We start from the raw sequence: 26,280 nt of genomic DNA on the forward strand, positions 1-26,280 counted from the left end.
GCCGGGCCTGGCGTGCTACAGCACCTGCTCGAGGCAGGTCTTGAGCGGGGTCATGCCCATGGCGTCGTAGAACGCGCGGGCGCCGGGGTTGCACTCCCAGACGTTGAGCGTCACGTTGTGGCAGCCCAGCTCGCGCGCGAAGGCGATGACGTGCCGGTAGAGGGCGGTGGCGACGCCGCGGCCGCGATGGGCCTCGTCGACGCAGATGTCGTCGATGTAGAGGCTGACGATGGGCTGCCAGCTGTTCGACTCCCGGTAGTCCTGGACCTGGCAGAAGGCGTGGCCGAGCACGGCCCCGTCGTCGTCGACGGCCACGAACACGGGGTGCGCATCATCCTGGAACAGGGCGAGGAGTTCCTCGTCGGTGTACTTGCGCGTCCCGGAGCGGAAGATGTCCGGCCTGCCCGCCGCGTGCACCTCGAGCACCTGGCTCAGCAGGTTGTGCACGCCCTCGAGGTCCTTCTCAGCCGCCCTTCTAACCCGCATCCGTCTCACGCTCCCTCTCATGGACGTACGTCACGAACTCGTCCGCCTCTGCGCGCGTCTCAAAGCGCGCCGTGTATTGGTAGTTGCCCATGTCGTCGGAGAGCGCGTCGGGCACGCGCCCGTGCGCGACGACCGCTTCGCCAAAGCGCCCGAGCACGTCCTCGTGGGCGTGCGCGTAGCGATGCGCGTCACGGCGGCTCGCGTAGACGCAGAAGGCGTCCGTGCCCCGGCTCTTCACGCGGCGCTCGTCGAAGCAGACCATGTCCGCCCAGACCTGGTAGACGTCCACGGCATGCGCGTAGTCCATCATCTCGGGCGTGGTCCCGCCGGGCGGGCGCACGTTGACCTCCAGGCCCACGTAGTCGCCGGCAGCGCCGAGGCCCGGGTGGTCGCGGTCCAGGCGGAAGAACTCCAGGTGGACAAAGCGGCTCGCGAGCCCAAAGGCGCGCACCGTGGCCCTGCCCAGGCGAGAGAGCTCCGGGTCCACGTCCGGACATGAGAGATAGGCGAGGTCGAGGCCCCCATAGACGACGTCGGCCATCGAGGGCGGGAACTCCTCCTGGTTCTCGAAGAGGGGCTCCCCGCGGCTGTCCAGGACGGCGTCCCATGAGCAGATGTCCCCGTGGACGAGCTGCTCGATCACGTAAGGGGTGTCGCCGTGGTCGGCGAGAAGGGCGCGCAGGTCGTCGTCCGAGCTCAGGACGCGCGTCCCTCCCGCGCCAACGCCCACCTCGGGCTTGGCGAATACGGGATAGTGGCCCATCTCGCCGATGAACCAGCGCGTCTCGTCGAAGGTCGTGAGGCGGGTCTGGCGCGCGGTGGGCACGCCCGCCGCGGCGTAGAGCGGCTTCTGGGCGGCCTTGCTCTGCCAGCGGGCAACGTCGCCGGAGCGCGGGCCGTGCGCGACGTTGAAGTCCTCGCGCAGGCGGGCATCGAGCGCGAGCCAGTGCTCGTTGTTTGACTCGATCCAGTTGGGCTTGCCGTAGCGGTACGAGAAGTACGCGACGGCTCGGTAGGTCTCCTCGTAGTTCTCGAGGTCATGGACCCAGTAGTACTCGTCGAGCGAGTCGCGCACCTCGGGCGCGAGGGCGTCGAACGGCGTGTCGCCGACGCCGAGCACCCGTGCGCCGTCTCGCCGCAGCGCCGCACAGAACTGCCAGTAGACGTGCGGGAACTGCGGCGAGACGAAGACGAAGTTCATTTACTTGGCGCTCTTGGCCTTGGTCGCGGCGCTCTTGGCGGCCGTCTTGGTCGCGGCGGGCTTCTTCTCGGCGGCAGCCTTCGGCGCGGCGGCCTTCTTGGCGGCCGGCGCCTTGGCGGGAGCCGCGGCCTTGGTGGCCTTCGCCGGGGTCGCGGCCTTCACGGCCTTCGCCGGGGCGGCGGGCTTCTCGGCCTTGGCCGGGGCGGCCGGCTTCACGGCCTTCGCCGGGGCGGCAGCCTTGGTGGCCTTGGCCGGCACAGCGGCCTTGGTGGCCTTGGCGGGAGTCGCGGGCTTCTCGGCCTTGGCGGGAGCGGCGGCCTTCTTGGTGACAGCCGGCTTCTCGGCGACCTCCTTCTTGGCGGTCGCGGCCTTCGTAGTCGCAGCCTTCTTGGCGGCGGTGGTCTTGGCAGCGGCAGGCTTCGCGGCGGCGGCCTTCGTCGTGGTGGCCTTGGCGGCGGCCGGCTTCTTGGCCGTGGCCTTGGCGGGCTCCTCGACCTTCTCGGCGGCAGCCTTGGCCGGAGCAGCCTTCTTGGCAGCCGGCTTCTTGGCGGCGGTGGTCGTCGCGGCCTTCTTGCGCGTGGTCGCGCGCTTCTTGGCGGGCGCGGGCTTCTCGGCAGCCGTGGTCTTCTCGACGTCGTCGAGGACGATCGGCAGGAAGTAACGCAGCTGCTTCTTCCACCAGAACCAGGTGTGCGTCACGTCGGCGCCCCAGTAGTCGCACCAGACGTCGACGCCGAGGCGGGCAAACTGCTCACCCATCTCGTGCGTGGAGCGCAGGGAGTCGGCCTCGGAGGCCTCCTGGCCCGTGCAGAACAGCAGCTGGCGCTGGTTGTAGACGGCCACGTAGGGGTGGTCGACGGGCATCTGGGACAGGAACGCGCAGGGCGTGTTGTCGTAGAGCGTGGCGTCCATCCAGTCGCCAAAGTAGCGGCGGGCGTCATAGCAGCCGGAGAGGCAGACGCAGCCCTGGAAGAGGTCCGGGCGGCGCAGCGCGACAACGGAGGCCTGGGTGGCGCCGGCATCGAAGCCGAGGGCCAGCGGGCGGGCGCCCGACTTGTTCATCTTGGCCACGAGCGGCACGAGCTCGTCGACCACGTAGTGGTAGTAGGTCTCCTGGCGCTGGGCGCGCTCGGCGGGGTCGCCGGTGCCACCCCAGGACTCGTCGTCGACGGTCTCGGTGCAGAAGAGCTGGATGGTGCCGGAGTCGAGGTAGTCGGCCAGCTCGTCGATGACGCCGACCTCCTCCAGGCTCTCGGGCGCCTGGCCCTGCGTCGGAAAGACCACGACGGGCAGACCCTTCTTGCCGTAGGCGACGACGTGCATGTCCTCGCCCAGGATGCTGCTCGTGCACACGATGTTCTTCTTGTCCATGTTTCCCCCAAAAGGTTGGATCATGTCCCCCGATTGTGTATCAGTCATGATACCGCTCGCATGCGGGGGCCACGTTTTGCCTGTGTAAGGGTGACACAAATCGGAAACTTCTGCCCACGGCGGGCAAAATGACTGCTCAGTTTGTTGAGAGAGACCCCCTGGGCTCGTGCTACCCTTTCCTATCGTGAGAAGAAGACGAAAGGGGCCCCATGCGCATCGGCTTTGACAACGACAAGTACATCTCCCTCCAGGCGGAGAAGATCCGTGAGCGCATCGGGCAGTTTGGCGGCAAGCTCTACCTCGAGTTTGGCGGCAAGCTCTTCGACGACTACCACGCGAGCCGCGTGCTGCCCGGCTTTGAGCCCGACTCCAAGATCCGCATGCTCGAGAGCCTGGCCGACGACGTCGAGGCCATCATCGTCATCAACGCCGACAACATCGAGAACGCCAAGCGCCGCTCCGACATCGGCATCACCTACGAGGAGGACGCGCTGCGCCTCATGGACTCGTTCCGCGCGCGCGGCCTCATGGTGGGCGGCATCTGCATCACCCACTTCACCGGTCAGCCGCACGCCGAGGCGTTCCAGCGCCGCCTCGAGGCGATGGGCGTCTCGGTCTGGCGCCACTACCTGATCGACGGCTATCCCTCCGATGTCAACCACATCGTCTCCGACGAGGGCTTCGGCAAGAACGACTACATCGAGACGACCCGCCCGCTCGTGGTGGTCACGGCCCCCGGCCCCGGCTCGGGCAAGCTGGCGACCTGCCTCTCCCAGCTCTATCACGAGAACAAGCGCGGCGTGCAGGCCGGCTACGCCAAGTACGAGACCTTCCCGGTGTGGAACCTGCCGCTCAAGCACCCCGTGAACATCGCCTACGAGGCCGCTACGGCCGACCTCGACGACCGCAACATCATCGACCCGTGGCACCTCGAGGCCTACGGCGACGTCACGGTCAACTACAACCGCGACGTCGAGACCTTCCCCGTGCTCAAGGCCATGATGGAGAAGATCGCCGGTGAGAGCCCCTACCAGTCCCCCACTGACATGGGCGTCAACATGGTCGGGCTCTGCATCTCCGACGACGAGGTCTGCCAGGAGGCCGCCAAGAACGAGATTGTGCGCCGCTGGTTCGCCGCGGCCGAGGAGCTGCGCCGCAGCGGCGAGGGCAAGGAGGCGCTCGACAAGATCGAGCTGCTCATGAGCCAGGCCGACGTGACCTGCGACTATTCGCCCGCCCACCAGGCGGCGCTCGCCAAAGAGGAGGCCACCGGCGGTCCCGCCGCCGCGATGGTGCTGCCCGACGGCGAGCTCGTGACCGGCAAGACGTCCGACCTCATGGGCGCCGCCGCGTCGCTTCTGCTCAACGCGGCCAAGCACATGGCCGGCATTCCCAAGCAGACCTACGTGGTGAGCGAGGAGGCGCTCGTGCCGATCTGCCACCTCAAGACCGAGCACCTGCGCAGCCGCAACCCGCGCCTGCACTCCGACGAGATGCTCATCGCGCTCTCGCTCTCCTCGGCGACCGACACCCAGGCCGACGCGGCGGTGGACGCGCTCGCGCAGCTCGCCGGCTGCGACGCGTACTTCTCGGTCATCCTCTCCGAGGCCGACAAGAGCACCTACCGCAACCTGGGGATCAACGTCTGCTGCGAGCCCAAGTACGAGCGCCGCGGCTACTACCACCGCTAGGCTATCCGCTTCGACCATACACACCTCCCTGTTTTGGACCCTAAAAGGGGTGAAAACGGGTAGGTGTGTATGGTCGTGCTCTATAGGATCTGCCCGAGGAGCCAGTCCCGGCGCTCCGGCGGGGGCATCCTCACCTCTATTCCGAGGTCCCTTCCCAGCTGACGCGCGAGCACGTCGAGAGCGTCGCCCGAGAGCTGTCCCTCCGTCACCGACGAGACCTTCCAGCCCAGGGCCTTGAGCGAGTTCCGCTTCATCGCATCGTGATTGAGCTGCTGCGGGGAGACGTGGTTCGCGTAGCTGTCGCACTCGACGACGGTCCGCCTCTCCACCCAGGAGATGTCCACCTCGTAGAACGCAAACTGACTGAGGGGCAGCTCCTCGGCAGAGGGCCAGATGCGACAGTTCAGGGTCGGCAGGGGAAGCCCGTATCCTCCCAGGCGTCGCGGCAGGACCAGGATGATGGTCGTCTTTGTCTCCAGCGGGGAGCGCGAGCGCTCGCACGCCCACTCGAGCGCGTCGAGCGCCTTCCTCGACCCGGGGCAACCCTGCGCGTCGAGAAGGTAGCCCCTCAGCTCATCGGTGCTCATGAGCTGGCTCCGGTCCAGGAATCCTCGGGGGATGGGGACGCGCCCGTACAGGCCCAGGCATTCCATCTCGAGCGCGACGACGCGGGGGACGCTCTGGCGCGCGGCCGCCAGAAGGCAGCAGAACGCGGGAGAGGTGACGAGCACTCCGGGCGCAAGCTGGTAGAGCGACCCCGCCGGAAGGCGTCCCGACCACACGTGGCACACCACCCGGTCAGACTGGATCCGATGCTCGGGCGCGTCGACGAGCACATGGATAGGGTTCTCCTTCGTGGCGAGCTCCCCGAGCTGACCAAGGTCCGTCTCCCAGAGCTCACGGGCGGACGAGACGGTCCAGTCGGCACACGTGACGGGCTGCCCAAGCTTCCTGAGCAGGCCGTCGTGCGCCCAGAGACGCATCGCGGTTATGTCGGTAAGCGTCACCATGCACCCAGCCTACGGAGGGCCGCTGACACGAAACATCCGTTGGCGTACACGAAACTTCACGATTTTGGTCTTACCCGAGGTAGGGGTACTCGCGGGCGGCAAACCGGGCCAAAACGAGAAAGAACGTCTTCACGAACCAACCATACATACCTACCAAAAAACACCCGTATCGCGGCTTAAAACAGGGGGGTGTGTATGGTCTACTATCCAATGCAAGCACCCTCGAACCCGGAGCGCCCATGACCTACGAGCTCATAGCCTTTGACATGGACGGCACGCTGCTGACCAGCGACAAGCGCGTCCTGCCGTCCTCGACCGCAGCGATGGAGCGCGCCGCGGACGCCGGCAAGGTCGTCGCCATCAGCTCGGGCCGCTGCCCGCGCATGGTCGAGCTCAACCAGGCCGACCTCGGTCCCGTGCGCTACGCCATCTGCTGCAACGGCACCGTCCTCTACGACCTCCGCGACCACCGTGTCACGTCGTCCGCGGACATGCCGCACGAAATCATCGCGCAGGCGTTTGACCTCCTCGGCTCGGAGGACGTCATGGTCGACGCGTTCCAGGGCCGGGGCTTCTACTGCCAGACCTCCCACATCGAGGCCATGCCGCGCTTTGGCATGGGCATCTACCAGGACATGTATCGCGCGACCGCCTGGCAGGTGGACGACATCCGCCCCGTGATGCTCGACGAGGGCACGCCCATACAGAAGTTCATCTTCCACTTCGCGAGCCCGGAGGCGCGCGAGCGCTTCGCCGCCCGCGTCGCGGGCATCGACGCCGAGCTGGCACGCTCCGAGATGGCGAGCCTCGAGTTCTCCCCCGCGGGCGTGACCAAGGGCACGGGCCTGCTCGCCCTGGCTGACCAGCTGGGCATCGACGCCGCCGCCACGATCGCCGTCGGCGACGCCGACAATGACATCGACATGCTGCGCGCCGCCGGCCTCGGCGTGGCGATGGGCAACGCCAACGAGGGCGCCCGCGCCGCGGCGGACGTCGTCGTGGCAGACAACGACCACGACGGCTGCGCCGAGGCGATCGACCGCTTCCTGCTGGGAGGTGGGCGATGAGCCGCATCCTGCTGATCGCCACCGGCGGCACCATCGCGTCCACCCCGCAGACCGACGGGCTCGCCCCCACGCTCACCGGCCGCGAGCTCGCCGACCGCGTCCCGCTCCTGGACACGATCTGCGACCTGGACTTCGTCCAGCCCATGAACATCGACAGCACCAACATGCGCCCGCGCGACTGGCTGCGCATCGCCGCGACGATCCGCGAGGCCTACGACCGCTACGACGGCTTTGTGGTCCTGCACGGCACCGACACGATGGCCTACACCGCCGCCGCCCTCTCCTACCTGGTCCGGGACAGCGAGAAGCCCATCGTGCTCACCGGCTCGCAGCAGCCCATGGCCGCCCCCTTCACCGACGCCAAGCTCAACCTCTACCACAGCGCCCTCTACGCCTGCGACCCCGCGTCGCGCGACGTGAGCGTGGTCTTTGGCGGCGAGGTCATCTGCGGCACGCGTGCCCGCAAGCAGCGCACCATGAGCTTCAATGCGTTCACCAGCATGAACTTCCCACCGCTCGCCTACGTCCGCGGCGAGCGCGTGGTCCGCGCGACCGGCGTGGCGCAGGCCGAGAAGGACGGTCGTCCGCCGCGCTTCTCGGACGCGCTCGACGACCGCGTGATCGTCCTCAAGCTCACGCCCGAGCTGCGCCCGTCCATCTTCGATCTGCTCGCGCCCGACTACGACGCCGTGATCCTGGAGACCTTTGGCATCGGCGGCATCCCTGCCTACGGCGGCGCCTACCAGCGGGCGATCTTTGACTGGGTGGAGTCCGGGCGCACGCTCGTCGTGACCACCCAGGTGCCCGAGGAGGGTCTGGACCTGGGCGTCTACGAGGTCGGGCGCGCCTACGCCGATCGATGCGGCATCCTGCGCGGCGGCGACATGACCACCGAGGCGCTCGTCGCCAAGACCATGTGGGCGCTCGGCCGGACCCACGACCCCGCAGAGGTCGAGCGCCTCTTCTACGAGCCGATCAACCACGACCGCTCGGCGTAGCGGCCCGTGCGGAGCTACAGGAGCTGCGTCACGGTGACGGCCGACGTGTCCTCGTCCTTCTCGGGGCACATGAACGCGACCTCGTCGCCCGGCTGGTAGGTCACGATCTCGAGCAGGCCCGGCAGGGCAAAGTCGTAGATCGTCTCGTCCCCCTCGAGCGTGACGTAGAAGTGCGAGTTGCCGTCCACCACGGCCTGCGCGATCGTGGCGATCGTGCCGGAGACCTCCACCGTCGTCGACGCGTCCGCCGCCTCCTGCTCGCTGAGCAGCCCGTCGGCGGCCAGCAGCGAGAGGTAGGCCTCCTGGCACTCCTCCACCGTGGAGCCCGTGGCCACGCTCTGGTACTGCTCGATGTTGATCATCGCGAACATCTTGACCAGGCCCGCGTCATCCTTGAGGCTCACGAAGTAGGTGGGCTGGCCCGCCACGTTGAGCAGGATCGGGTAAGTGGCCTGGTAGCGGAGGTTCTGCAGCTGGCCCTCGGCGCTCGCCATGGCCGAGGCCTCCGTCGCGCCCGCCACCGGGTAGAAGTGCGACTCGCCGGTGCGCTGGTTCACCAGGATGAAGCCCACGCTCGAGTCGTCGGCCGTCACGGAGGTCACACCGGTGTAGAGGTAGATGTCCTCGCCCTGCGCGATGTAGTTGTAGCCCAGCTGGCCGTTGGTGCCCGGCGTGGTGCGCACCACTCCCTCCTGGCCGAGCCACGAGTTGAGCCAGCCCCTCTCGTACATGCCGCTCCAGTTGTACTGCTCGATCAGCAGGTCAGAGGGATAGGCGCGGTCAACCCACGTGGGGACCTCCTCCACGGCGTAGAAGTCCGTCTCGCCCGTGCAGGCGTCCACGAGCACCACGGCGTAGATGTCCGTGCCGCCAAAGGTGCCGATCGTGCGGCGCTGGACCGGGTAGACCCACCAGGGGTGGCCGTCCTCGTCCAGCTCGAAGGACTTCTGGTCGAACATGAGGCTGGGATAGGAGAGCTGCACGTGGCGGTCCACGTTGCGCGCGAGCGGCTCGGAGTCGGAGTAGAGGATCGGCTCGTCCAGCCGCACGACCTCGGACTCCTGCGTCACCATGTCCACGAGCACGTACGCCGGGATGCCCGTGTCGCGGTTGGAGAACCACTTGAAGAGGTCCGCGTAGACGAGCGGGCTCACGCGCACGGGGCGGCCCTGGTAGTTGATCTGGCTGTAGGTGTCCGCGATCTCGAACTGGCTCACGTACTCCGGGATGGAGCCCATCGCGCGGTTGCCCAGGAGAATGGCGGAGTCGCGGTCGATGACGGGGACCTCGGAGTAGTCGACCTCCTCGATGTCCTCGGCGAAGACGCCGTCGGTGGTGTCGAGCACGCTCGCGTAGCGCTCGGCGTTGCCGGGGAAGAAGGGCTGGGAGAGCAGCAGGCCCACCACGAAGCCCACGATCGGCGCGGCCGGGATGACCATGAGGCGTCGGAACAGCCTGGCGTTCTTCTCGCTGCGCGCGGCCAGCACGGGCAGGACCAGCAGCGCCACGAGGCAGATGCCCACGATCCAGGTCCAGATCTGCATGCTCTGAAGGCTGAGCGAGGGGTGGAACCACCAGTAGCACGCGACGAGCGCCACCACGAGCACGACCGCGGCAATGATGAGCGCGCGCTTGCCCCAGGCGGCGGCGCGGTCAAAAAACGAGCTGCCCGGGCGCGGCATGTTGCCGGGGGCGCCCTGCTGGCTGAGACGGTCGAACAGGTCCTTCAGGCTCGGGCCCTGGCTGGACATCGGGGTTCCCTCCTCGATAGGCGACGCGGAGATTGTACCCAAAGCCGGCTGAACGCACGTGGCGGCGGGCACGCCGGCCGGAGGGCCGCAGGCGACGCGTCAGCGCTCGCGACGGGAGAGGCTCCTCGCGCAGGGTCCGAGCACCCACCACACGAGCGCCGCGCACTCCGCGACGAAGACCGCCAGCGCGAGGCCGAGCGCGACCGGCACCGCCAGGACCTCCCAGAGCGCGCCGGCGAGCAGCGCGAGCGCGGGCAGCGCCATCACGGCCGCACCCACGAGAAGCCCCGCGAAGACCATCAGCGTGGCGCCGCCGCCCTTGACGAGCTGCGCCTCGTTGTCCCACGTGAGCCGCGGGAAGAGCGCGCCGAGGCCGAGCGAGAGCAGACCGAGGGCGACCGTGGCGCCCAGGTAGATGCCCACGAGATAGAGTCCGGCCGCCGCGGGGACGCCCAGCACCACCAGCGCCGCCACGATGAGCACGAGCATCGGGACCGTGGAGAGCGCGAACGGCACCACGAACTTGGACGCCAGGTACGCGCCCCAGTCCATGGGCAGGCCGCGCATGAAGAAGAAGTCCTCACCGTCACGGCTCACGCCCATCGTGAACGAGTAGGCCGAGAAGCCCAGGAAGAGGCCAAAGACGAGCACGCCCACGGCACACCACGCGAGCGCGGGGCTGTCAAAGGTGAGCAGCGCCGTGAGGGAGCGGGCCATCTCGAGCAGGTCCATCGGCTCGATGCCCGCCTCGGACGCCTGGGAAAACCCCACGAAGCCGCTCGCCACCATGATGACGACGAAGTAGAGCGGCATGAGCAGCGAGCTCAGGACAAACTGGTTGAAGAACACCGGCACGCGCACCAGCGTCTTCCAGTCGCGGCTGAGGTTGGCCGCGAACGCGCCGCGCGTGCGCGTTGCCTGGGCGAGCTCGGTGCCCTCGACGCGACGGCCGCGCTTCCCGCCGGCCCCCTGGAGCGCCTGCACGCCCTCGAAGTACCACCGTCGCGCGACCGCGGAGAGCACGACGGCATAGACGGCCACGCAGGCGAGCATGCCCAGAAGGCCGCCCACCACGACCAGCACGTCGCCCTCCACGACAGTGCGCGCGAGCAGCGACGGCGGGCACAGGACGCCCATCACGACCGCGGGGACGCCGCCGGAGAGCAGCTGCTCGGAGCCGGACGCCAGCGACGCCAGGCCGTCGCCCTGGAGCGCAAACTGACTGCCCACACCGACCGCGAGGGCAAACACCACGATCAGGGCGCCAAAGACGCGCGAGAAGCGGTCCTTGTCGTGCGCCAGACGCGAGAAGCGCATGAGGGGAACGCAGATGATCACGAGCGCCAGGTTGACTGCCACGGCGCTCAGCAGGAAGGCCAGCGTCATGGCGACCCACGTCCCGGGCGCGGCGCCGACGGCAAGGAGGCACCCCAGCCCCACCGGCAGGATGATGAGGTCGCCCAGGAGCGACATCCCCAGGAAGTGGACGAGCTTTGCCCACATGACCGTCGTGGCCGAGACGGGCAGCGTGAGGTAGTAGCCGAGGTCGCGCACAAAGTAGAGGATGTTCACGGCCTGGTAGAGGCCCGTGAGGACGGTGAGGCCAACGAGGCACACCACGCAGAGGCTGAACGCCACGTACGGCGTGACGCCGACCTCCCCCATCAGGTAGCCCATCATGAAGAACACGGCCGCGAGCAGCAGGAAGAGGAAGCCCATCGCCACCTTGCGCACGCCCGAGCCGAGCCCGCCCCAGAAGCCCTTGCGCGGCGCGTCGTCGTCGCCGAGGCCCATGCCGGTGCTGTCCAGGTGCTGCTCGCCGCGCATGATCACGCGCAGCATCACGCGGAGCTGCCGCCAGGAGAAGCCCTGGGCCGCCGAGCGCGCCATCACTTGGCCTCCTCGGCAAACGGCGAGTTCTCGGACGTGAGCTCGAGGAACATCTCCTCGAGCGAGCCGTTGCTCTTGAAGTGCTCGCGCATCTCGTCGACGGTGCCCACGAAGAGCAGCTCGCCGTGGGCGATCACGCCCACGCGGTCCACGACCTTCTCGGCAACGTCGAGCACGTGCGTCGAGAAGAGCACGGTCTTGCCCGCGTCCGCGTGACGGCGCATGGACTGCTTGAGCAGCCACGAGGCCTTGGGGTCCAGGCCCGTCATCGGCTCGTCCAGAATCCAGATGGCCGGGTCGGGCAGGAGCGCGCCCATGATCATCATCTTCTGGCGCATGCCGTGGGAGTAGGACTGGATCTGGTTGTCCAGCTCTCCCTCCATGCCGTACTCGCGCGCGAGCTCCGCGATGCGCGGGCCGCGCGCGGCGTCCGGCACCTCATAGACGTCGGCGATGAAGCGCAGGAACTCGTGGCCCTTGAGGCGCAGCAGGTGGTCGGGCGAGTCGCTCACGTAGCAGAGGTTGCGCTTGGCGGCGAGCGGGTCCGCGGCGATGTCGACGCCGTCGAGCTCGATTTCGCCCGAGGTGGGCGCGAGCACGCCGGCGAGCATGTTGAGCAGCGTGGACTTGCCCGCGCCGTTGGGGCCGAGAAGACCAAAGATCTCCCCGGACTTGATCTCGAGCGTGAGGTCGCGCACCGCGCAGGTGGCGCCGCCGTCGTAGGACTTGGACACGTGGTCGATGCGGATCATGTCTCTCCTGTCGTCGTCGCCTCTTGGGGACCGCGCAATTCTATCCCAGGAGGACCCCCCCCCCCGGCAAACTAGTCGTTACGGTTCCGTCACATGACAAAGGTGCCAGGGTCATTTGTCAGGAAACCTGACAAAGTGCCCTGGCACCTTTGTCATGTCCTTACTCCTCGGCGGGCAGCGCCTTCTCGCAGTAGTCGCGGATGATCGAGCAGGACTTGCGCATCGCACGGCGCTCGTCGTAGGAGAGGTCGATCTCGAGCACGGAGTCGACGCCGGTGCTGCCGATCACGCACGGCACGCCGGCGGAGATGCCGGACTCGCCGTACTCGCCGTCGAGGTGAGCGGACAGCGGCACCACGCGCTTCTCGTTGTGCAGGATCGAGGTCACAAGCGTGGACACCACCGACGCGATGCCAAACTCGGTGCAGCCCTTGCCGGCGATGATCGCGGCACCGGACTCGCGCACGCGGCGCATGACGTCGTCGAAGTCGATGGAGTCGACGACGTCGTTACGCAGCGACAGGTACTCGCGCAGGCCGATGCCCTCGACGGAGATGCGGGAGGTGGGGATGAACATGGAGTCGCCGTGCTCGCCCATGCAGAAGGCCTGGATCTGGCGGCTGCCCACGTCGATCGTCTCGGAGAGCACGCGGCGCAGGCGCGCGGAGTCGAGCGAGGTGCCGGTGCCAAAGACCTGGTTGCGGGGCAGGCCCATCTTGCGATAGAGGTACTCGACCACGATGTCGGCCGGGTTGGAGACGCTGATCAGGATGCCGTGGAAGCCGGAGTCGCGCAGCGGGCCCACGATGCCGTCGAGCACCTTGATGGTGCCGTCGAGCATCTGCAGGCGCGTCTCGCCGGGACGGCGGCTGCGGCCCGCGGTGAGGATCACGAAGTGGGCGTCCTTGCAGTCGGCGTAGTCGCCCACGCGGATGGTGAAGGAGTCACCGAGGCCGGAGGCGAGGTCGTCGAGGTCGAGCGCCTGGGCGCGCGCGGCCTCCTTGTTGACGTCGAGGAAGACGATCTCATTCACGAGGTGCTGGAACATGAGGCACAGGGCCACGTGGCTGCCCACGCGTCCGGCGCCGATGATGACCGCCTTGCGAGTGCGGATGTCTTCTCCGTGCATGCGAGCTCCTATCGTCGTGGCGCGGCGCGCCGTCTCTCACAAAAAAAAGGGGCACCCGTGGGGGCGCCCCTTCATTCTAGACGGATGTGGACATTCTGTGACGGTAACGTTTCAGAAAAGCGTCGCCGTTCGCCGAGAAGTGCCTTCGACGCCGCTAGTCGCGGGTCAGCTTGCGGTGGAGGCGGTGCGGCTTGGAGGCCTCCGCGCCGAGGCGCCTCTCGCGGTCGGCCTGGTAGGCCTCGAAGTTGCCCTCGAACCAGTGCCAGCGGCCGGGGTTCTCGTCGTCGCCCTCCCAGGCGAGGATGTGCGTGGCCACGCGGTCGAGGAACCAGCGGTCGTGGGAGATCACCACGGAGCAGCCAGGGAACTCCTCGAGCGCCTCCTCCAGCGACTCCAGCGTCTCGACGTCGAGGTCGTTGGTGGGCTCGTCCAGGAGCAGCAGGTTTCCGCCCTGCTTGAGGGTCAGCGCGAGGTTCAGGCGGTTGCGCTCGCCGCCGGAGAGGACGCCGGCGCGCTTCTGCTGGTCGGAGCCCTTGAAGCCGAAGGCCGCCACGTAGGCGCGGCTCGGGATCTCTGTGTCGCCCACGCGGATGTAGTCGTTGCCGTCCGAGACGACCTCCCAGAGGGTCTTCTCGGCGTCCAGGCCCTCGCGCATCTGGTCGACGTAGGAGAGCTGCACGGTCTCCCCCACCTCAAGGGTGCCGGACGAGGGCTCCTCCTTGCCCACGATCATCTTGAAGAGCGTGGACTTGCCCACGCCGTTGGGGCCGATCACGCCCACGATGCCGTTGCGCGGCAGCGAGAAGGACAGGTCGTCGATAAGGACGCGGTCGCCGAAGCTCTTGCAGAGGTGCTCGGCCTCGAGGACCTTGGCGCCCAGGCGCGGGCCCACGGGGATGTGGATGTCGGTGAAGTCGACGCGCTTGGAGGCGCGGGCCTCGGCCTCCATCTGCTCGTAGCGCTCCAGACGGGCGCGGTTCTTGGCCTGGCGCGCCTTGGGAGAGCTGCGCACCCACTCGAGCTCGGCCTTCATCTTCTTGGCGCGGCGGGCGTCCTGCTGGCTCTGGGCCTCCAGGCGCGCGGCCTTCTTCTCCAGGTAGGTGGAGTAGTTGCCCTCGTAGGGGTAGAGCTGGCCGCGATCGACCTCGCAGATCCACTCGGCCACGTCGTCGAGGAAGTAGCGGTCGTGCGTGACGGCCATGACGGCGCCGGGGTAGGAGTGCAGGAACTGCTCGAGCCACAGCACCGACTCGGCGTCCAGGTGGTTGGTGGGCTCGTCGAGCAGCAGCAGGTCGGGCGCCTCGAGGAGCAGCTTGCACAGGGCCACGCGGCGGCGCTCGCCGCCGGAGAGGATGTTCACGGGCGCGTCGGGGTCCGGGCACTGCAGGGCGTCCATCGCCTGGGAGAGCTGGCTGTCCAGGTCCCAGCCGTTGGCGGCGTCGATCTGGGTCTGGAGCTCGCCCATCTCGGCCATGAGGGCGTCGAAGTCGGCGTCGGGGTCGGCCATCTCGGCGCTCACCTGGTTGAAGCGCTCGATCTTGGCCAGGATGTCACCAAAGGCCTGCTCGATGTTCTCGCGGACGGTCTTGTCCTCGTCGAGCGGCGGCTCCTGCTGGAGGATGCCCACGGTGTAGCCCGGCGTGAGGCGCGCCTCGCCGTTGGAGACGTCCTCGAGGCCGGCCATGACCTTGAGGAGGGTCGACTTGCCCGCGCCGTTGGGGCCCACCACGCCGATCTTGGCGCCGGGGTAGACGCCCACCGTGACGTCGTCGAGGATCACCTTGTCGTGGACGGCCTTGCGGGCGCGGTTGAACATGTAGACGAACTCAGCCATGTGTCTCTCGCCTTCTCGCGGGATTCGGGGGTTGTCGCCCCCATCATACGGGAGCGCGCGGCGGCCGCGCCGTCCTTCTCGCCCGGCGTTCACACCGCCTGCACGAATGTTGCCGTTCGGGAAGACCGCCCTGAAAACGTCCGGCCAGCGTGGCACAATCAGGGTTGACGACACCACTCATGAGGAGCGCTCATGCCCGAGGGAATCCGCAAGATCAACGTCATAGGCCACCTACACCCGGACACGGACAGCATCTGCTCGGCCATCGCCTATGCCCACCTCAAGAACGAGGTGGAGCACACCAACATCTACGAGCCGCGCCGCGCCGGCGCCATCAACCGCGAGACGGCGTTCGTGCTGCGCCACTTTGGCTTTGAGGAGCCGCAGCTCATCACCTCCGTCACCCCGCAGATCAAGGACACGGAGATCCAGCGCCAGGGCGGCATCGACGGCGAGATGAGCCTCTTCTCGGCATGGAACCTCATGCGCGAGGCCAAGACCGACACCCTCTGCATCACCGACGAGGAGAACAACCTCGAGGGCCTCATCGCCGTCAAGGACATCGCCAACGCCAACATGGACGTCTTTGACACGAGCGTGATCGGCGAGTCGCACACCTGCTACGCCAACATCATCGACACGCTCAAGGGCGAGATGATCCTGGGCGACCCCACGGCGCGCGTGGACGGCGGCAACGTCCGCGTGGGCACCACGCCCGAGCTCATGGAGGACACCGTCGAGCCCGGCGACATCGTGCTCACCACCAACCGCTACGAGACGCAGCAGTTTGCCGTCGAGTGCGACGCCCGCTGCCTGATCGTGTGCTGCAGCGCCCACATCTCGCACCGCGTGATCGCCTCCGCCGAGCGCCACGGCTGCGCGATCATCACCACGCCCTACGACACCTACGCCGCCGCGCGCCTCGTCTCTATGTCGATCCCGGTGCGCGCCAAGATGCTCTCCGAGGGCATCCTCAAGGTGAGCGTCAACACCGCGATCGACGACGCGCGCAAGATGATGGCCCACACGCGCCACCGCTTCTTCCCCGTCATCGACGAGAACAGCAAGTACGTGGGCCTGGTCAGCTCCCCCAACCTGCTCTCGGCCAAGAGGAAGCACGTCATCCTCGTGGACCACAACGAGCGCTCGCAGTCAGTCGAGGGGCTCGAGCAGGCCGAGATCATGGAGATCATCGACCACCACCGCATCGGCTCCATCGAGACGAGCGGCCCGGCGTACTTCCGCAACATGCCCGTGGGCTGCACCTGCACGATCGTCCACATGATGTACCGCGAGAACGGCGTGAGGATTCCCAAGGACATCGCCGGCCTCATGCTCTCCGCGATCCTGTCCGACACGCTGGCGTTCCGCTCCCCCACCTGCACGCAGGTGGACCGCGACGCGGCCGCCGCCCTCGCGGAGATCGCCGGCGTGGACATCGAGAGCTACGCCGACGCCATGTTCGAGGCGGGCGCCGACCTCACCGGCCGCACCGCCGAGGAGGTCTTTGGCGCCGACTTCAAGGTCTTCTCCCGCGGCAACGTCAAGTTTGGCGTGGGCCAGGGCAGCTACATGACCGAGAAGAGCCGCAAGGCGGCCGAGGCGCTCGTGGGGCCCTACCTCGCCGAGGCCGCGCGCGAGGAGGAGCTCCCCCTCGTCTTCTACCTGTTCACCGACGTCAAGAGCTCCTCGAGCGAGATCCTGTGGTACGGCGAGGGCGCCGAGAGCATCGTGGCGCGCGCCTTCGACGTGGACCCGCACGACGGCATGGCGCTGCTGCCCGGCGTGGTCAGCCGCAAGAAGCAGGTCATCCCCTCGCTCATGGCGACGCTCCAGAGCATTCAGGAGGATCAGGACTAGTGGCCGAGAAGAACCTTGCATCGGGGGCGGGGGCGGGCGCGCCGGCCGGGTCCCACTTCCTCGCGATCCTCTCGCGCATGAAGTACATCGAGCGCTGGTCGCTCATGCGCAGCTCGCGCGCCGAGAACCTCTCCGAGCACTCGCTCGAGGTGGCGCTCATCGCGCACGTGCTCTGCGTCATCGGCAACGTGCGGCACGGCCGCTCGCTCGACGCGGAGCGCGCCGCCCTCGTGGCGCTCTACCACGACGCGTCTGAGATCATCACGGGCGACCTGCCCACCCCGGTGAAGTATCACGACGGCACCATCCGCGACGCCTACAAGGCCGTCGAGCGCAGCGCCGAGGAGCGCCTGCTCGACACCCTTCCCGCCGACCTGCGCCCGGCGATCGAGGACGTGCTCTGGGTGGCGGACAACGCCAGCGACGACGAGCTCTACCTGCGCCGCCTGGTCAAGGCGGCCGACAAGGTCTCCGCGCTCATCAAGTGCGTCGAGGAGGCGCGCTCGGGCAACGCCGAGTTTGGCAGCGCCGAGGCGAGCACCCGCGCCGCCGTCGACGAGATGGCCGCCGAGCTGCCCGAGGTCGCCGACTTCCTGCAGGAGTTCCTCCCCTCCTACGGCGCCACCCTCGACGAGCTTCTGTAACCTGACAAAGGTGCCTGGCACCTTTGTCAGGTTCCAACACGAAACGGAGCCCCGCCCCATGCCCCACGCCCTTCATGCCCGGCTGCCCAAGAACTTCGTGCTCGAGGAGCGCCTCGAGCGCTACGGCAGCGTCATCGAGCTTCGCCCCGAGAGCTGGCGCGGGCGGTGGGCGCTCGGCTGCGCGCCTCTCGGGTCCGCGCCCTTCCGCGAGGTCAGGCTCGACCTGGGCTGCGGGAAGGGCGGCTTCGTCGTCGAGGCCGCGCGGCGCGAGGGCGACGTGCTCTTCGTTGCGATGGACTCCGAGCCCATCTGCGTTGCGTACGCAGCGCAGCGCGTCTTCGAGAGCGGGCTTCCCAACGTGGTCGTGGTCCCCGGGACGGGCATGCGCCTGCGGGAGTTCTTCTCACCCGGCGAGCTCTCCGTGATCCACCTCAACTTCCCCACGCCGTTCCCGCGCAAGCGCGACGCGGGCAAGCGCATGGCCTGCATGGAGCGTCTCATAGACTTCCGCGAGGTGCTGACCCCCGGTGGCGAGGTCCGCATGCGCACCGACAGCCAGCCGCTCTTTGACTTCATGCTCACGCAGGTCCCGCTCGCCGGCTACGAGCTGCTCTGGGAGAGCCGCGACGCCCGGTCCGAGCGCCCCGACGACCCGGCCAGCGAGTACGAGCGCCGGCTCGGCGCCCAGGGGGCGCGGGTGCTCGCGATCACGGCGACGCCGGGGCCCGTCCCGGAGCGCGTCGAGCAGACCGCCGAGCTCTCGCTCGCGGCCTATCTGCCCCACGACCTCGACGAGCTGGAGAGCCTCGCGTATGCGCCGCATGGCATGGAGGCGACAGTCGTGAACCTCCGCAACCGGGCGATCCGGGAGCGGTCGCAGAGCGCCTCCACAATTGGGGAGTAAGGTAGAGTCCCCCGCGCCCACGGGCGTCCACCACCCCGAAAGAGGTCGTCATGGCTCAGATCAACCCGGGCAATCGCCTGTACCTGTATCAGCTGCTCTCGCGCGAGGTTGGCGTGGGCAGGCAGACGCTGCTGCCGCGCGTCGAGGAGGCGCTCGAGGCGGACGGGCTCTGCGTCGGCGACCTGGGGTGCTCGAGCATGCGAGAGCTCTGTGAGCAGCTCGGCGAGTTCGTCAAGCTGACCGTCTTCAAGAAGGGCTACGTCTACGCCACGGTGCTCGCGAACGAGGAGTACGACCGGGCGCTGGAGCAGCAGGAGCGAGCTGGCGAGAAGGCGTCGGGCGGCAAGCCGTGGAAGCGGAGGCGCGGCGCCAAGGCGCTGAAGCCCGTCAAGCCCCGGCACGTCGAGCCGGAACCGGAGCCGGAGCCCGCGCCGGAGCCCGAGCCGGAGCCGGAACCCGAGCCCACGCCGGAGCTGGAACCTGAGCTGGAACCTGAGCCGGAGCCGGAGCCCGAGCCCGAGCCGGAACCTGAGCCGGAGCCCGCGCCGGAGCCCGAGCCCGAACCATCGATCTCGCTCACCATCACCTACGTCCCGAAGCAGGCCCAGGAGCAGCCTACACAGAAGGTCCCCTCGAGGACGGCCGCCGCCCAAAGCGACCTTCCGCAGGACTTCCATCGCGACGTCCGCTGTCCCGACGACCAGCTCAGCAAGCTCTACCAGGTTCTCCCGCCCGACGTCGACCCCATGGCGACGCTCGAGGAGGACTTCCGCGTCGCCCGCTCCACCGGAACCATCGAGGGAACGCGCAGCAACGTGACCTTCCCGCTTCGCTTCCTGCGCGCCGACGGTACCGGCCCCGTGAGGGTCTCTCTGCGTCGCTCGGCAAAGGCGGTCTCGGGGAAGCGCTGGACGCTCGCCGACGTCGACGCCGGCGAGCCGGCGGAGGTCGGCCTCGAGGGCCTAAACGAGGAGGCCGGTCCGCTCGCGAAGGCGGAGCGGCTGCTCGCCACTACCGTCCAGCTCGGATCCTGGGACGAGGCGCTGCGCAGTCTCGCCGAAAGCCTCGCCCCCGACTCCTGGGGACCCGACCGCTGCGTCCTGCGCGGCTACCTTGCGCTCACGTTCGCACGCGTGCAGGCCGAGGGTCTTCTTGGCGTATCGGAGGACGGGAGTCGCGCCTGGTTCGAGACTGGAATCCTGGCCGCAGAGGGCAAACCGCTCTACGCCAGGCTGAGCGCCTGCGAGGGCGACATTCCCTGGCGCCTGGACGGCTTCTCGACCGAGCTCTAGAGCACTTCGGACGTCCCACTTTGATCAAAATGCTCGCTCGTGCAGCATTACGGGCACTTCGGGACATAAAACCGTCGTTCGTGTAGCGTGTTTTTCGCCCCAAGGGCGAATTCAGCCGTCGCTTTTCGGAAAATCCCAGTTGCAAAAATCGATTTTCAAATCGATTCCGCCGTAAGGGAGAATTTTACGCTACACGAGCGGGCATTTTGATTTTGAAACGCGCGTAATGCTGCACGAGAGACGGTTTTATGCGCGCTCCCATGTGTCAGGCGCGTCTCAACTCCCCCTGCGCCGCCAGATTCTCCCAAAGCCGTGTTACATTCATCCCCGTAACAGGCGACCCCCGGGAGGACCCATGGCCAAGATCGAGATGAAGACCCCACTCGTCGAGATGGACGGCGACGAGATGACCCGCATTATCTGGCAGATCATCAAGGACGAGCTCATCTGCCCGTACGTTGACCTCAAGACCGAGTACTACGACCTCGGCCTCGAGCACCGCGACGAGACCGATGACCAGGTCACCGTCGACTCCGCCGAGGCCACCAAGCGCCTGGGCGTGGCCGTCAAGTGCGCCACGATCACCCCCAACGCCGCTCGCGTGGAGGAGTACGGCCTCAAGCAGATGTGGAAGAGCCCCAACGGCACGATCCGTGCGCTGCTCGACGGCACGGTCTTCCGCGCCCCCATCGTGGTCAAGGGCATCGACCCCGTGGTGAGCTGCTGGAAGAAGCCCATCACCATCGCACGTCACGCCTATGGCGACGTCTACAAAAACTCCGAGATGCGCATCGACGGCCCCGGCAAGGTGGAGCTCGTCTACACCGCCGCCGACGGCACCGAGCGCCGCGAGCTCGTCCACGTCTTCGACGGCCCCGGCGTAGTCCAGGGCCAGCACAACCTCGACGCCTCCATCGAGAGCTTTGCCCGCAGCTGCTTCGAGTACGCCCTCTCCACGGGTCAGGACCTGTGGTTTGCCACCAAGGACACGATCTCCAAGACTTACGACCACCGCTTCAAGGACGTCTTCGCCGACATCTACGAGGCCGAGTACCGCGAGCGCTTCGAGGCGGCCGGCATCGAGTACTTCTACACGCTGATTGACGACGCCGTGGCCCGCGTGGTTAAGTCCGAGGGCGGCTTCATCTGGGCGTGCAAGAACTACGACGGCGACGTCATGAGCGACATGCTGTCCTCCGCCTTCGGCAGCCTGGCAATGATGACCTCCGTGCTCGTGAGCCCGCACGGCTACTTCGAGTACGAGGCCGCGCACGGCACCGTCCAGCGCCACTACTACAAGCACCTCAAGGGCGAGCCCACGTCCACCAACTCGGTGGCCACAATCTTTGCCTGGACCGGCGCCCTGCGCAAGCGCGGCGAGCTCGACGAGCTGCCCGAGCTCGTGAACTTTGCCAACCGCCTGGAGGCGGCCACGGTCCACACGATCGAGTCCGGCCGCATGACCGGCGACCTCGCGCGCATCACGTCGCTGGAGAACCCGGAGACGCTCGGCACGCGCGAGTTCATCCTCGCCATCCGCGAGACCCTCGACGCCGAGGCCGCTGCCTAGCAAATGGGCCGAAGGGGGCCGTCCCCTTCGACTAGATGTTCCCGACGAGGAAGTCCTTCGCGATTGCGGCGCACTCGCGCAGCGTCGCATGGGGGAGATAGAGCGGGTTGGTTGGGGCTGCCAGGCCAGACGCGCCTGGCAGCCCGTTCTTATGGGCGATTCGCAGCGCGCGATAGAGGTGGAAGTCGTTGGTAACAACGGCGACCGTCGACCCCTCGCCCACGAGCTCGGAGGAGTAACGCACGTTCTCGGCCGTGGTGGTGGATCGCTCCTCCTTGGTGATGCGTCGCGCGTCGAGCCCGTGCGCCACCAGGTACTCCGCCATCGCGTCCGCCTCGGTCCGGGACTCGCCAAAGCCCTGGGCTCCCGAGACGATGCAGGTGGTGTCGGGGTTCTCCGCGAGATACGCCAGGGCGGCGTCGAGGCGGTAGCGCAGCGTCTCGGAGGGCGTGCCGTCGGGGCGCAGGCCGGCGCCCAGCACGACCAGGCAGTCGAGCCCCACCGGGGGACGAGCCGCCGCCGTGGTCATGATTAGCGCGCAGAGGCCGCCTGCGGCAATCGCCAGGACCAGAAGGACCGCGCAGACCACCAGCCGAACCCGTTCGACGAGCCCGGCCGCTGCGAGCGCCGCCCCCAGCGCCAGCCACACGAGGAAGAACCCTCCCGCGGGATAGAGCACGGCCATGAGCACGCCATAGGCGAGCGAGACCACCCCGATCCCAACGAGGGCGTAGGCCATGACGGACCCCTAGTCGCGGCCGGTCCAGCAGTAGGTGCAGATCTTCTTGCGGTCAATGCCGATGGCCTCGAGCATGCCGTCCAGGCTCTGGTACTCCAGCGAGTCGAAGCCCATCTCCTCGCAGATGGAGCGCAGCAGGCAGCGGCCGCGCTCGCTGCGCCCGTCGGCGTACTCGTCGAGGTGCTTCTCGCCCTCGTCGCCCTCGAGCTCGCGGACCTTGCGGCGCGCGATGAGCTCGTACTCGGAGCGGCTGCGGGAGAACGAGAGGAACTTGCAGCCGTACATGATCGGCGGGCACGCCGAGCGCATGTGGACCTCGGCGACGCCGGTACCGCGCAGGAAGTCGATCGTCTCGCGCATCTGCGTGCCGCGCACGATCGAGTCGTCCACGAGCAGCAGGCGCTTGTCACGGATGAGCTCGGGGACCGGAATCTGCTTCATCTTGGCGACGCGGTTGCGGACCTCCTGGTTGGCAGGCATGAAGGAGCGCGGCCACGTGGGCGTGTACTTCACGAACGGACGCGCGAGCGGCACCCCGGACTCGTTGGCGTAGCCGATGCCGTGCGGCAGGCCCGAGTCGGGCATGCCGGCGACGTAGTCGACCTCGGGGAGCAGCCCCGCGGCACGCTCATCGCGAGCCATGATGGCGCCGTTGCGGTAGCGCATGCACTCAACGTTGACGCCCTCGTAGTTGGAGTTGGGGTAGCCGTAGTAGACCCACAGGAACGCACAGATGCGCATCTCGTCGCGCGCGGCGGAGAGCGTCTCGTAGCCATCGGCGGTGACCTTCACGATCTCCGCAGAGCCCAGCTCGTACTCGTCGGCGTAGCCGAGCTTTCCGTAGGCGAAGGACTCGAAGGACACGCAGTAGCCGTCATCGTCCTTGCCAATGAGCACCGGCAGGCGGCCCATCTTGTCGCGCGCGGCGATGAGCTCGCCGGACTCGGTCATGATCAGCAGCGTGAGCGAGCCCTCGATCTGGTCCTGCGCGTAGCGGATGCCCTCGACGATGCTCGCCTGGGTGTTGACCAGCGCCGCCACGAGCTCGTTGACGTTCACCTCGCCGGAGCTCTGCGCCATGAACTGGTGGCCGTCCTTCTCGAAGCGCGCCACCAGCTCGTCGATGTTGGCGATCGCGCCCACCGTGGAGATGGCATAGACGCCCAGGTGGGAGCGAACGAGCAGCGGCTGCGGGTCGTTGTCGGAGATGCAGCCAACGCCGCACGTGCCCGAAAGGGCGGGCAGGTCGTGCTCGAACTTGGTGCGGAACGGCGTGTTCTCGATGGAGTGGATCTGGCGGTTGAAGCCGCCGCCCTCGCGGCAGGTGACCATCCCCGCGCGGCGAGTTCCGAGGTGAGAGTGGTAGTCGACGCCAAAGAACACGTCCAGTGCCACGTCGCGACAAGAAACCGCGCCGAAAAATGCTCCCATACAACCTCCCCGTCTTCCGCGGCCGCACGAGCGGCCGCGTGTCAGTCTACGGGAGAAGTATACGTCGAGACCCGGCCCGTCCGTAGCCCCAAAGGAATCCGTGCCGCTCTCTGTTTCGAATTCGTGTTGATGGCCTCCCACACACGGTGCCGTTCGCGCGTCGGAACTAGTATTTCGGTAGATGTGGAGCCGACTGCCAAGATGCCGACGCCACCTGGGAGAAAGAGGTCTTTCATGAAGCGTTTGCGTGCAATGCGAGAGCCCCTGAAGTATGTCCAGGGCAAGGGCGCCCTGCTCAAGTTCACCGAGGAAATGGGCTACATGGGCCATCGCTGGCTCTTCGTCTGCTCCAAGAGCGGCTACAAGGCGTGTCACGAGAAGATTGAGCAGAGCTTCGAAGACACCGGGTCTGATGACTACCGCCGCTACGAGATCTTCGGGGGCATCTCCAGCAAGGGCGAGATCGCCAAGATGCAGGCCATCGTCGAGCAGGACGAGATCGACACCGTAGTCGCCGTCGGGGGCGGCTCGGCCGTCGACACCGCCAAGGCGACCGCCTACTACACGGGCAAGCACGTCGTGATCATCCCGACCGTCGCCGCGACCGACGCCCCCTGCACCGGCCTCTCCGTCATCTACAACGACGACGGCACCTTCGACAAGTACCTCTTCTACCCCACCAACCCCGACGCCGTGATGGTCGACAGCGAGGTGATTGCCAACGCACCCGTGAGCTTCCTGGTGGCTGGGATGGGCGACGCGCTGGGCACCTACTTCGAGGGCCGCGCCTCCATCCGCACCGAGTCCCCCAGCCTCGAGGGCACCGGCATCACCCGCGCCGGCATGGCCCTGGCGCGCCTGTGCTACGAGACCCTGCGCGATTACGGCTCCCAGGCCATCGCCGCATGCGAGAAGAACGTGGTCACCCCGGCTCTCGACGCAATCATCGAGGCCAACGTATACCTGTCCGGCGTGGGCGCCGACAACGTCAACTGCGCGGCCGCGCACTCCTTCTACAACGGCCTCACCGCGCTCGGCGGCCACAGCGCGCCGCACGGCTGCTGCGTGGCCTTCGGCACGCTGGTCCAGCTGGTCCTCGAGGGTGTCTCGCAGGACGAGTTCGACGAGGTCCAGGACTTCTGCCTTGAGGTCGGCCTGCCCGTGACCCTTGAGGAGCTGGGCGTCACCACCGACGAGCAGATCCACACGATCGCCGAGAACGCCTGCGCCCCCGGAGAGACGATTCACAACCTGGCGGGCGACGTCACGCCCGACGAGCTGCACGCGGCCATCGTCGCCGCCGACGCCCTGGGCCGCAAGGTACTCGGCAAGTAGCAGCAGGCAACACAAAGAACCGCGAGAGGGCGCCCGGCACCGATGCGTGCGGGGTGCCCTCTCGCAAGACGGTGGCGCACTTGCGGTATGCTGGGGTCACAGCAGTCGCGGCCAAGGAGGCGCCATGGCAGACGAGAAGTGCGTGCTGGTCGGACAGTCGGGCGGTCCCACCGCCGCCATCAACGCGAGCCTGGCGGGCGTCATCTCCGCAGGCATGGACGCTGGCGCCCGCGTCGTGGGTATGCGCTACGGCATCCAGGGGTTTCTCGGCGGGCGCTCCGTCGAGCTGAGCCGTTCCTTCGGCGACCCCCGCGACCTGGAGCTGCTGCGCAACACCCCGTCGAGCTGGCTCGGGAGCTGCCGCTACAAGCTCCCCGACCCCGCCGACGACGAGGCGACCTACCAGCGTCTCTTTGACCGCTTCCGCGAGCTCGGCGCCGACGCCGTCCTCTACATCGGCGGCAACGACTCCATGGACACGATCGCCAAGCTCGGCGCCTACGGCCGCGAGTACGGCAGCGACATCCGCTTCATCGGCGTGCCCAAGACCATCGACAACGACCTCGTGCAGACCGACCACACTCCCGGCTATGGCAGCGCCGCGCGCTTTGTTGCCACCGCCATGCGCGAGATCGCCTGCGACGCGAACGTCTACGACCTCAAGAGCGTCACGTTCGTTGAGATCATGGGCCGCGACGCCGGTTGGCTGGCCGCGGCCTCCGCGCTCGCCAACCCCGACATCGTGCTCCTGCCCGAGGCCCCGCTCGACGAGGCCGCGCTGCTGGCGCGCATCTCCGAGCTGCTGGCGCAGAAGAACACCGTGATGGTGGGCGTGAGCGAGGGCGTGCGCACGCCGGACGGACGGCTGGTCTGCGAGGCCGCCGCCATCGCGGAGGGCGTGGGCGTCGACGAGTTTGGTCACCTCGCCACCCTCTCCGGGGCTGCGCGCTACCTCGCCGCGCTCGCGAAGGAGCGGCTCCACTGCAAGACGCGCGCCGTCGAGCTCTCCACCCTGCAGCGCTGCGCGAGCTACGTGGCCAGCGAGGTCGACCTCGACGAGGCCTTCGAGCTGGGCCGCGCCGGCGTGCGCGCGGCGCTTGCCGGCGAGACCACCAAGATGTGCGCCCTCGAGCGCGTGAGCGACGACCCCTACGAGGTGCGCACCAGGCTCGTGGACGTGCTCTCCGTGGCCAACCAGGTCAAGCACGTCCCGCGCACGTGGATCACCGAGGACGGCATGGGCGTCACCGACGAGCTGCTCGCCTACATGCGCCCGCTCGTAGACTGGATTCCCATCGAGCTCGCGTCCCTCGACTGAGGCGCGC

At 67.8% G+C, this 26,280-nt stretch carries 21 protein-coding genes; 10 read left to right on the forward strand and 11 right to left on the reverse strand.

The window, feature by feature from the left end; translation table 11 throughout:
* Positions 1 to 15: 15 nt before the first annotated feature.
* From B5F73_RS06705 to B5F73_RS09455, 3 genes are read right to left on the reverse strand one after another with little or no spacing between them, the layout of a single operon-like run.
* On the reverse strand, positions 16 to 486 hold the full coding sequence (locus B5F73_RS06705; RefSeq protein ID WP_087227484.1) for a GNAT family N-acetyltransferase: 471 nt from the start codon (positions 484 to 486) through the stop codon (positions 16 to 18).
* Complete coding sequence (locus B5F73_RS06710; RefSeq protein ID WP_087227485.1) at positions 476 to 1,687, reverse strand: carbamoylphosphate synthase large subunit; 1,212 nt, start codon at positions 1,685 to 1,687, stop codon at positions 476 to 478. The genes B5F73_RS06705 and B5F73_RS06710 overlap by 11 nt, the downstream gene beginning before the upstream one ends.
* Positions 1,688 to 3,058 (reverse strand): alpha/beta hydrolase-fold protein, encoded by a 1,371-nt coding sequence (locus B5F73_RS09455; RefSeq protein WP_204206281.1) that lies wholly within the window; start codon positions 3,056 to 3,058, stop codon positions 1,688 to 1,690.
* Between the two features lie 209 nt (positions 3,059 to 3,267).
* On the opposite strand from B5F73_RS09455, the gene B5F73_RS06725 reads away from it, so the two are divergent.
* Positions 3,268 to 4,749: a DUF1846 domain-containing protein gene (locus B5F73_RS06725; protein WP_087227486.1), complete on the forward strand. Its 1,482-nt coding sequence runs from the start codon at positions 3,268 to 3,270 to the stop codon at positions 4,747 to 4,749.
* A gap of 80 nt (positions 4,750 to 4,829) precedes the next feature.
* Here B5F73_RS06725 and B5F73_RS06730 read toward each other — a convergent pair whose 3' ends face one another.
* Entirely contained in the window at positions 4,830 to 5,759 is a 930-nt protein-coding gene (locus B5F73_RS06730; RefSeq protein ID WP_087227487.1) for a hypothetical protein, read from the reverse strand.
* 239 nt (positions 5,760 to 5,998) lie between these two features.
* Between B5F73_RS06730 and B5F73_RS06735 the strand changes: the two genes are divergently transcribed.
* Positions 5,999 to 6,826, forward strand: a complete 828-nt coding sequence (locus B5F73_RS06735) for a Cof-type HAD-IIB family hydrolase (protein WP_087227488.1) — start codon at positions 5,999 to 6,001, stop codon at positions 6,824 to 6,826.
* Positions 6,823 to 7,824, forward strand: coding sequence for an asparaginase (locus B5F73_RS06740; protein ID WP_087227489.1), 1,002 nt, complete (start codon positions 6,823 to 6,825; stop codon positions 7,822 to 7,824). The genes B5F73_RS06735 and B5F73_RS06740 overlap by 4 nt, the downstream gene beginning before the upstream one ends.
* A 14-nt stretch (positions 7,825 to 7,838) precedes the next feature.
* On the opposite strand, the gene B5F73_RS06745 is transcribed toward B5F73_RS06740, so the two are convergent.
* The 5 genes from B5F73_RS06745 to ettA all read right to left on the reverse strand — a co-directional run bounded on the left by B5F73_RS06745 (position 7,839) and on the right by ettA (position 15,180).
* Complete coding sequence (locus tag B5F73_RS06745) at positions 7,839 to 9,575, reverse strand: Tat pathway signal sequence (protein WP_204206282.1); 1,737 nt, start codon at positions 9,573 to 9,575, stop codon at positions 7,839 to 7,841.
* A gap of 99 nt (positions 9,576 to 9,674) precedes the next feature.
* Positions 9,675 to 11,465 (reverse strand): hypothetical protein, encoded by a 1,791-nt coding sequence (locus tag B5F73_RS06750; RefSeq protein ID WP_087227490.1) that lies wholly within the window; start codon positions 11,463 to 11,465, stop codon positions 9,675 to 9,677.
* A complete protein-coding gene (locus B5F73_RS06755) occupies positions 11,465 to 12,217 on the reverse strand; it encodes an ABC transporter ATP-binding protein (protein ID WP_087227491.1) in 753 nt (250 codons plus the stop codon). Before B5F73_RS06755 ends, B5F73_RS06750 begins: the two co-directional genes overlap by 1 nt.
* Positions 12,218 to 12,377: 160 nt before the next feature.
* Entirely contained in the window at positions 12,378 to 13,346 is a 969-nt protein-coding gene (locus B5F73_RS06760; protein WP_087227492.1) for an L-lactate dehydrogenase, read from the reverse strand.
* A 154-nt stretch (positions 13,347 to 13,500) separates the two neighbouring features.
* Positions 13,501 to 15,180: an energy-dependent translational throttle protein EttA gene (ettA, locus tag B5F73_RS06765; protein ID WP_087227493.1), complete on the reverse strand. Its 1,680-nt coding sequence runs from the start codon at positions 15,178 to 15,180 to the stop codon at positions 13,501 to 13,503.
* A 192-nt stretch (positions 15,181 to 15,372) separates the two neighbouring features.
* Here ettA and B5F73_RS06770 point away from each other — a divergent pair, with 192 nt between their 5' ends.
* The 5 genes from B5F73_RS06770 to B5F73_RS06790 all read left to right on the forward strand — a co-directional run bounded on the left by B5F73_RS06770 (position 15,373) and on the right by B5F73_RS06790 (position 21,450).
* Positions 15,373 to 17,040, forward strand: coding sequence for a putative manganese-dependent inorganic diphosphatase (locus B5F73_RS06770; RefSeq protein ID WP_087227494.1), 1,668 nt, complete (start codon positions 15,373 to 15,375; stop codon positions 17,038 to 17,040).
* On the forward strand, positions 17,040 to 17,684 hold the full coding sequence (yfbR, locus tag B5F73_RS06775; RefSeq protein ID WP_255376242.1) for a 5'-deoxynucleotidase: 645 nt from the start codon (positions 17,040 to 17,042) through the stop codon (positions 17,682 to 17,684). Before B5F73_RS06770 ends, yfbR begins: the two co-directional genes overlap by 1 nt.
* Positions 17,685 to 17,742: 58 nt before the next feature.
* Positions 17,743 to 18,588 (forward strand): methyltransferase domain-containing protein, encoded by an 846-nt coding sequence (locus B5F73_RS06780; protein ID WP_087227495.1) that lies wholly within the window; start codon positions 17,743 to 17,745, stop codon positions 18,586 to 18,588.
* Between the two features lie 50 nt (positions 18,589 to 18,638).
* Positions 18,639 to 19,880, forward strand: a complete 1,242-nt coding sequence (locus B5F73_RS06785; protein ID WP_087227496.1) for a DUF3825 domain-containing protein — start codon at positions 18,639 to 18,641, stop codon at positions 19,878 to 19,880.
* A gap of 355 nt (positions 19,881 to 20,235) precedes the next feature.
* Positions 20,236 to 21,450: an NADP-dependent isocitrate dehydrogenase gene (locus B5F73_RS06790; RefSeq protein ID WP_087227497.1), complete on the forward strand. Its 1,215-nt coding sequence runs from the start codon at positions 20,236 to 20,238 to the stop codon at positions 21,448 to 21,450.
* A 31-nt stretch (positions 21,451 to 21,481) separates the two neighbouring features.
* Here B5F73_RS06790 and B5F73_RS06795 read toward each other — a convergent pair whose 3' ends face one another.
* A complete protein-coding gene (locus tag B5F73_RS06795) occupies positions 21,482 to 22,189 on the reverse strand; it encodes a YdcF family protein (protein WP_087227498.1) in 708 nt (235 codons plus the stop codon).
* Between the two features lie 9 nt (positions 22,190 to 22,198).
* The gene (locus B5F73_RS06800) at positions 22,199 to 23,620 is read right to left on the reverse strand and encodes an amidophosphoribosyltransferase (protein ID WP_087227499.1); all 1,422 of its coding nucleotides are present in this window, start codon (positions 23,618 to 23,620) and stop codon (positions 22,199 to 22,201) included.
* Positions 23,621 to 23,872: 252 nt separating this feature from the next.
* Between B5F73_RS06800 and B5F73_RS06805 the strand changes: the two genes are divergently transcribed.
* Together B5F73_RS06805 and B5F73_RS06810 are read left to right on the forward strand one after the other, a co-directional pair.
* Positions 23,873 to 24,955 carry a glycerol dehydrogenase gene (locus tag B5F73_RS06805; RefSeq protein ID WP_239379827.1) on the forward strand — a complete coding sequence of 361 codons (1,083 nt, stop codon included), beginning with the start codon at positions 23,873 to 23,875 and terminating at the stop codon, positions 24,953 to 24,955.
* A gap of 124 nt (positions 24,956 to 25,079) precedes the next feature.
* Positions 25,080 to 26,273 (forward strand): 6-phosphofructokinase, encoded by a 1,194-nt coding sequence (locus B5F73_RS06810; RefSeq protein WP_087227501.1) that lies wholly within the window; start codon positions 25,080 to 25,082, stop codon positions 26,271 to 26,273.
* The last annotated feature ends 7 nt before the right edge of the window (positions 26,274 to 26,280 follow it).

Source organism: Olsenella sp. An270 (assembly GCF_002159735.1).
Taxonomy (GTDB): Bacteria; Actinomycetota; Coriobacteriia; order Coriobacteriales; family Atopobiaceae; genus Thermophilibacter.

What these genes read in the sequence shown, in the direction of transcription:
- B5F73_RS06705 (WP_087227484.1), bottom strand. Translation starts at nt 486, where the DNA reads ATGCGGGTTAGAAGGGCGGCTGAGAAGGACCTCGAGGGCGTGCACAAC.
- B5F73_RS06710 (WP_087227485.1), bottom strand. Translation starts at nt 1,687, where the DNA reads ATGAACTTCGTCTTCGTCTCGCCGCAGTTCCCGCACGTCTACTGGCAG.
- B5F73_RS09455 (WP_204206281.1), bottom strand. Translation starts at nt 3,058, where the DNA reads ATGGACAAGAAGAACATCGTGTGCACGAGCAGCATCCTGGGCGAGGAC.
- B5F73_RS06725 (WP_087227486.1), top strand. Translation starts at nt 3,268, where the DNA reads ATGCGCATCGGCTTTGACAACGACAAGTACATCTCCCTCCAGGCGGAG.
- B5F73_RS06730 (WP_087227487.1), bottom strand. Translation starts at nt 5,759, where the DNA reads ATGGTGACGCTTACCGACATAACCGCGATGCGTCTCTGGGCGCACGAC.
- B5F73_RS06735 (WP_087227488.1), top strand. Translation starts at nt 5,999, where the DNA reads ATGACCTACGAGCTCATAGCCTTTGACATGGACGGCACGCTGCTGACC.
- B5F73_RS06740 (WP_087227489.1), top strand. Translation starts at nt 6,823, where the DNA reads ATGAGCCGCATCCTGCTGATCGCCACCGGCGGCACCATCGCGTCCACC.
- B5F73_RS06745 (WP_204206282.1), bottom strand. Translation starts at nt 9,575, where the DNA reads ATGTCCAGCCAGGGCCCGAGCCTGAAGGACCTGTTCGACCGTCTCAGC.
- B5F73_RS06750 (WP_087227490.1), bottom strand. Translation starts at nt 11,465, where the DNA reads ATGGCGCGCTCGGCGGCCCAGGGCTTCTCCTGGCGGCAGCTCCGCGTG.
- B5F73_RS06755 (WP_087227491.1), bottom strand. Translation starts at nt 12,217, where the DNA reads ATGATCCGCATCGACCACGTGTCCAAGTCCTACGACGGCGGCGCCACC.
- B5F73_RS06760 (WP_087227492.1), bottom strand. Translation starts at nt 13,346, where the DNA reads ATGCACGGAGAAGACATCCGCACTCGCAAGGCGGTCATCATCGGCGCC.
- ettA (WP_087227493.1), bottom strand. Translation starts at nt 15,180, where the DNA reads ATGGCTGAGTTCGTCTACATGTTCAACCGCGCCCGCAAGGCCGTCCAC.
- B5F73_RS06770 (WP_087227494.1), top strand. Translation starts at nt 15,373, where the DNA reads ATGCCCGAGGGAATCCGCAAGATCAACGTCATAGGCCACCTACACCCG.
- B5F73_RS06780 (WP_087227495.1), top strand. Translation starts at nt 17,743, where the DNA reads ATGCCCCACGCCCTTCATGCCCGGCTGCCCAAGAACTTCGTGCTCGAG.
- B5F73_RS06785 (WP_087227496.1), top strand. Translation starts at nt 18,639, where the DNA reads ATGGCTCAGATCAACCCGGGCAATCGCCTGTACCTGTATCAGCTGCTC.
- B5F73_RS06790 (WP_087227497.1), top strand. Translation starts at nt 20,236, where the DNA reads ATGGCCAAGATCGAGATGAAGACCCCACTCGTCGAGATGGACGGCGAC.
- B5F73_RS06795 (WP_087227498.1), bottom strand. Translation starts at nt 22,189, where the DNA reads ATGGCCTACGCCCTCGTTGGGATCGGGGTGGTCTCGCTCGCCTATGGC.
- B5F73_RS06800 (WP_087227499.1), bottom strand. Translation starts at nt 23,620, where the DNA reads ATGGGAGCATTTTTCGGCGCGGTTTCTTGTCGCGACGTGGCACTGGAC.
- B5F73_RS06805 (WP_239379827.1), top strand. Translation starts at nt 23,873, where the DNA reads ATGCGAGAGCCCCTGAAGTATGTCCAGGGCAAGGGCGCCCTGCTCAAG.
- B5F73_RS06810 (WP_087227501.1), top strand. Translation starts at nt 25,080, where the DNA reads ATGGCAGACGAGAAGTGCGTGCTGGTCGGACAGTCGGGCGGTCCCACC.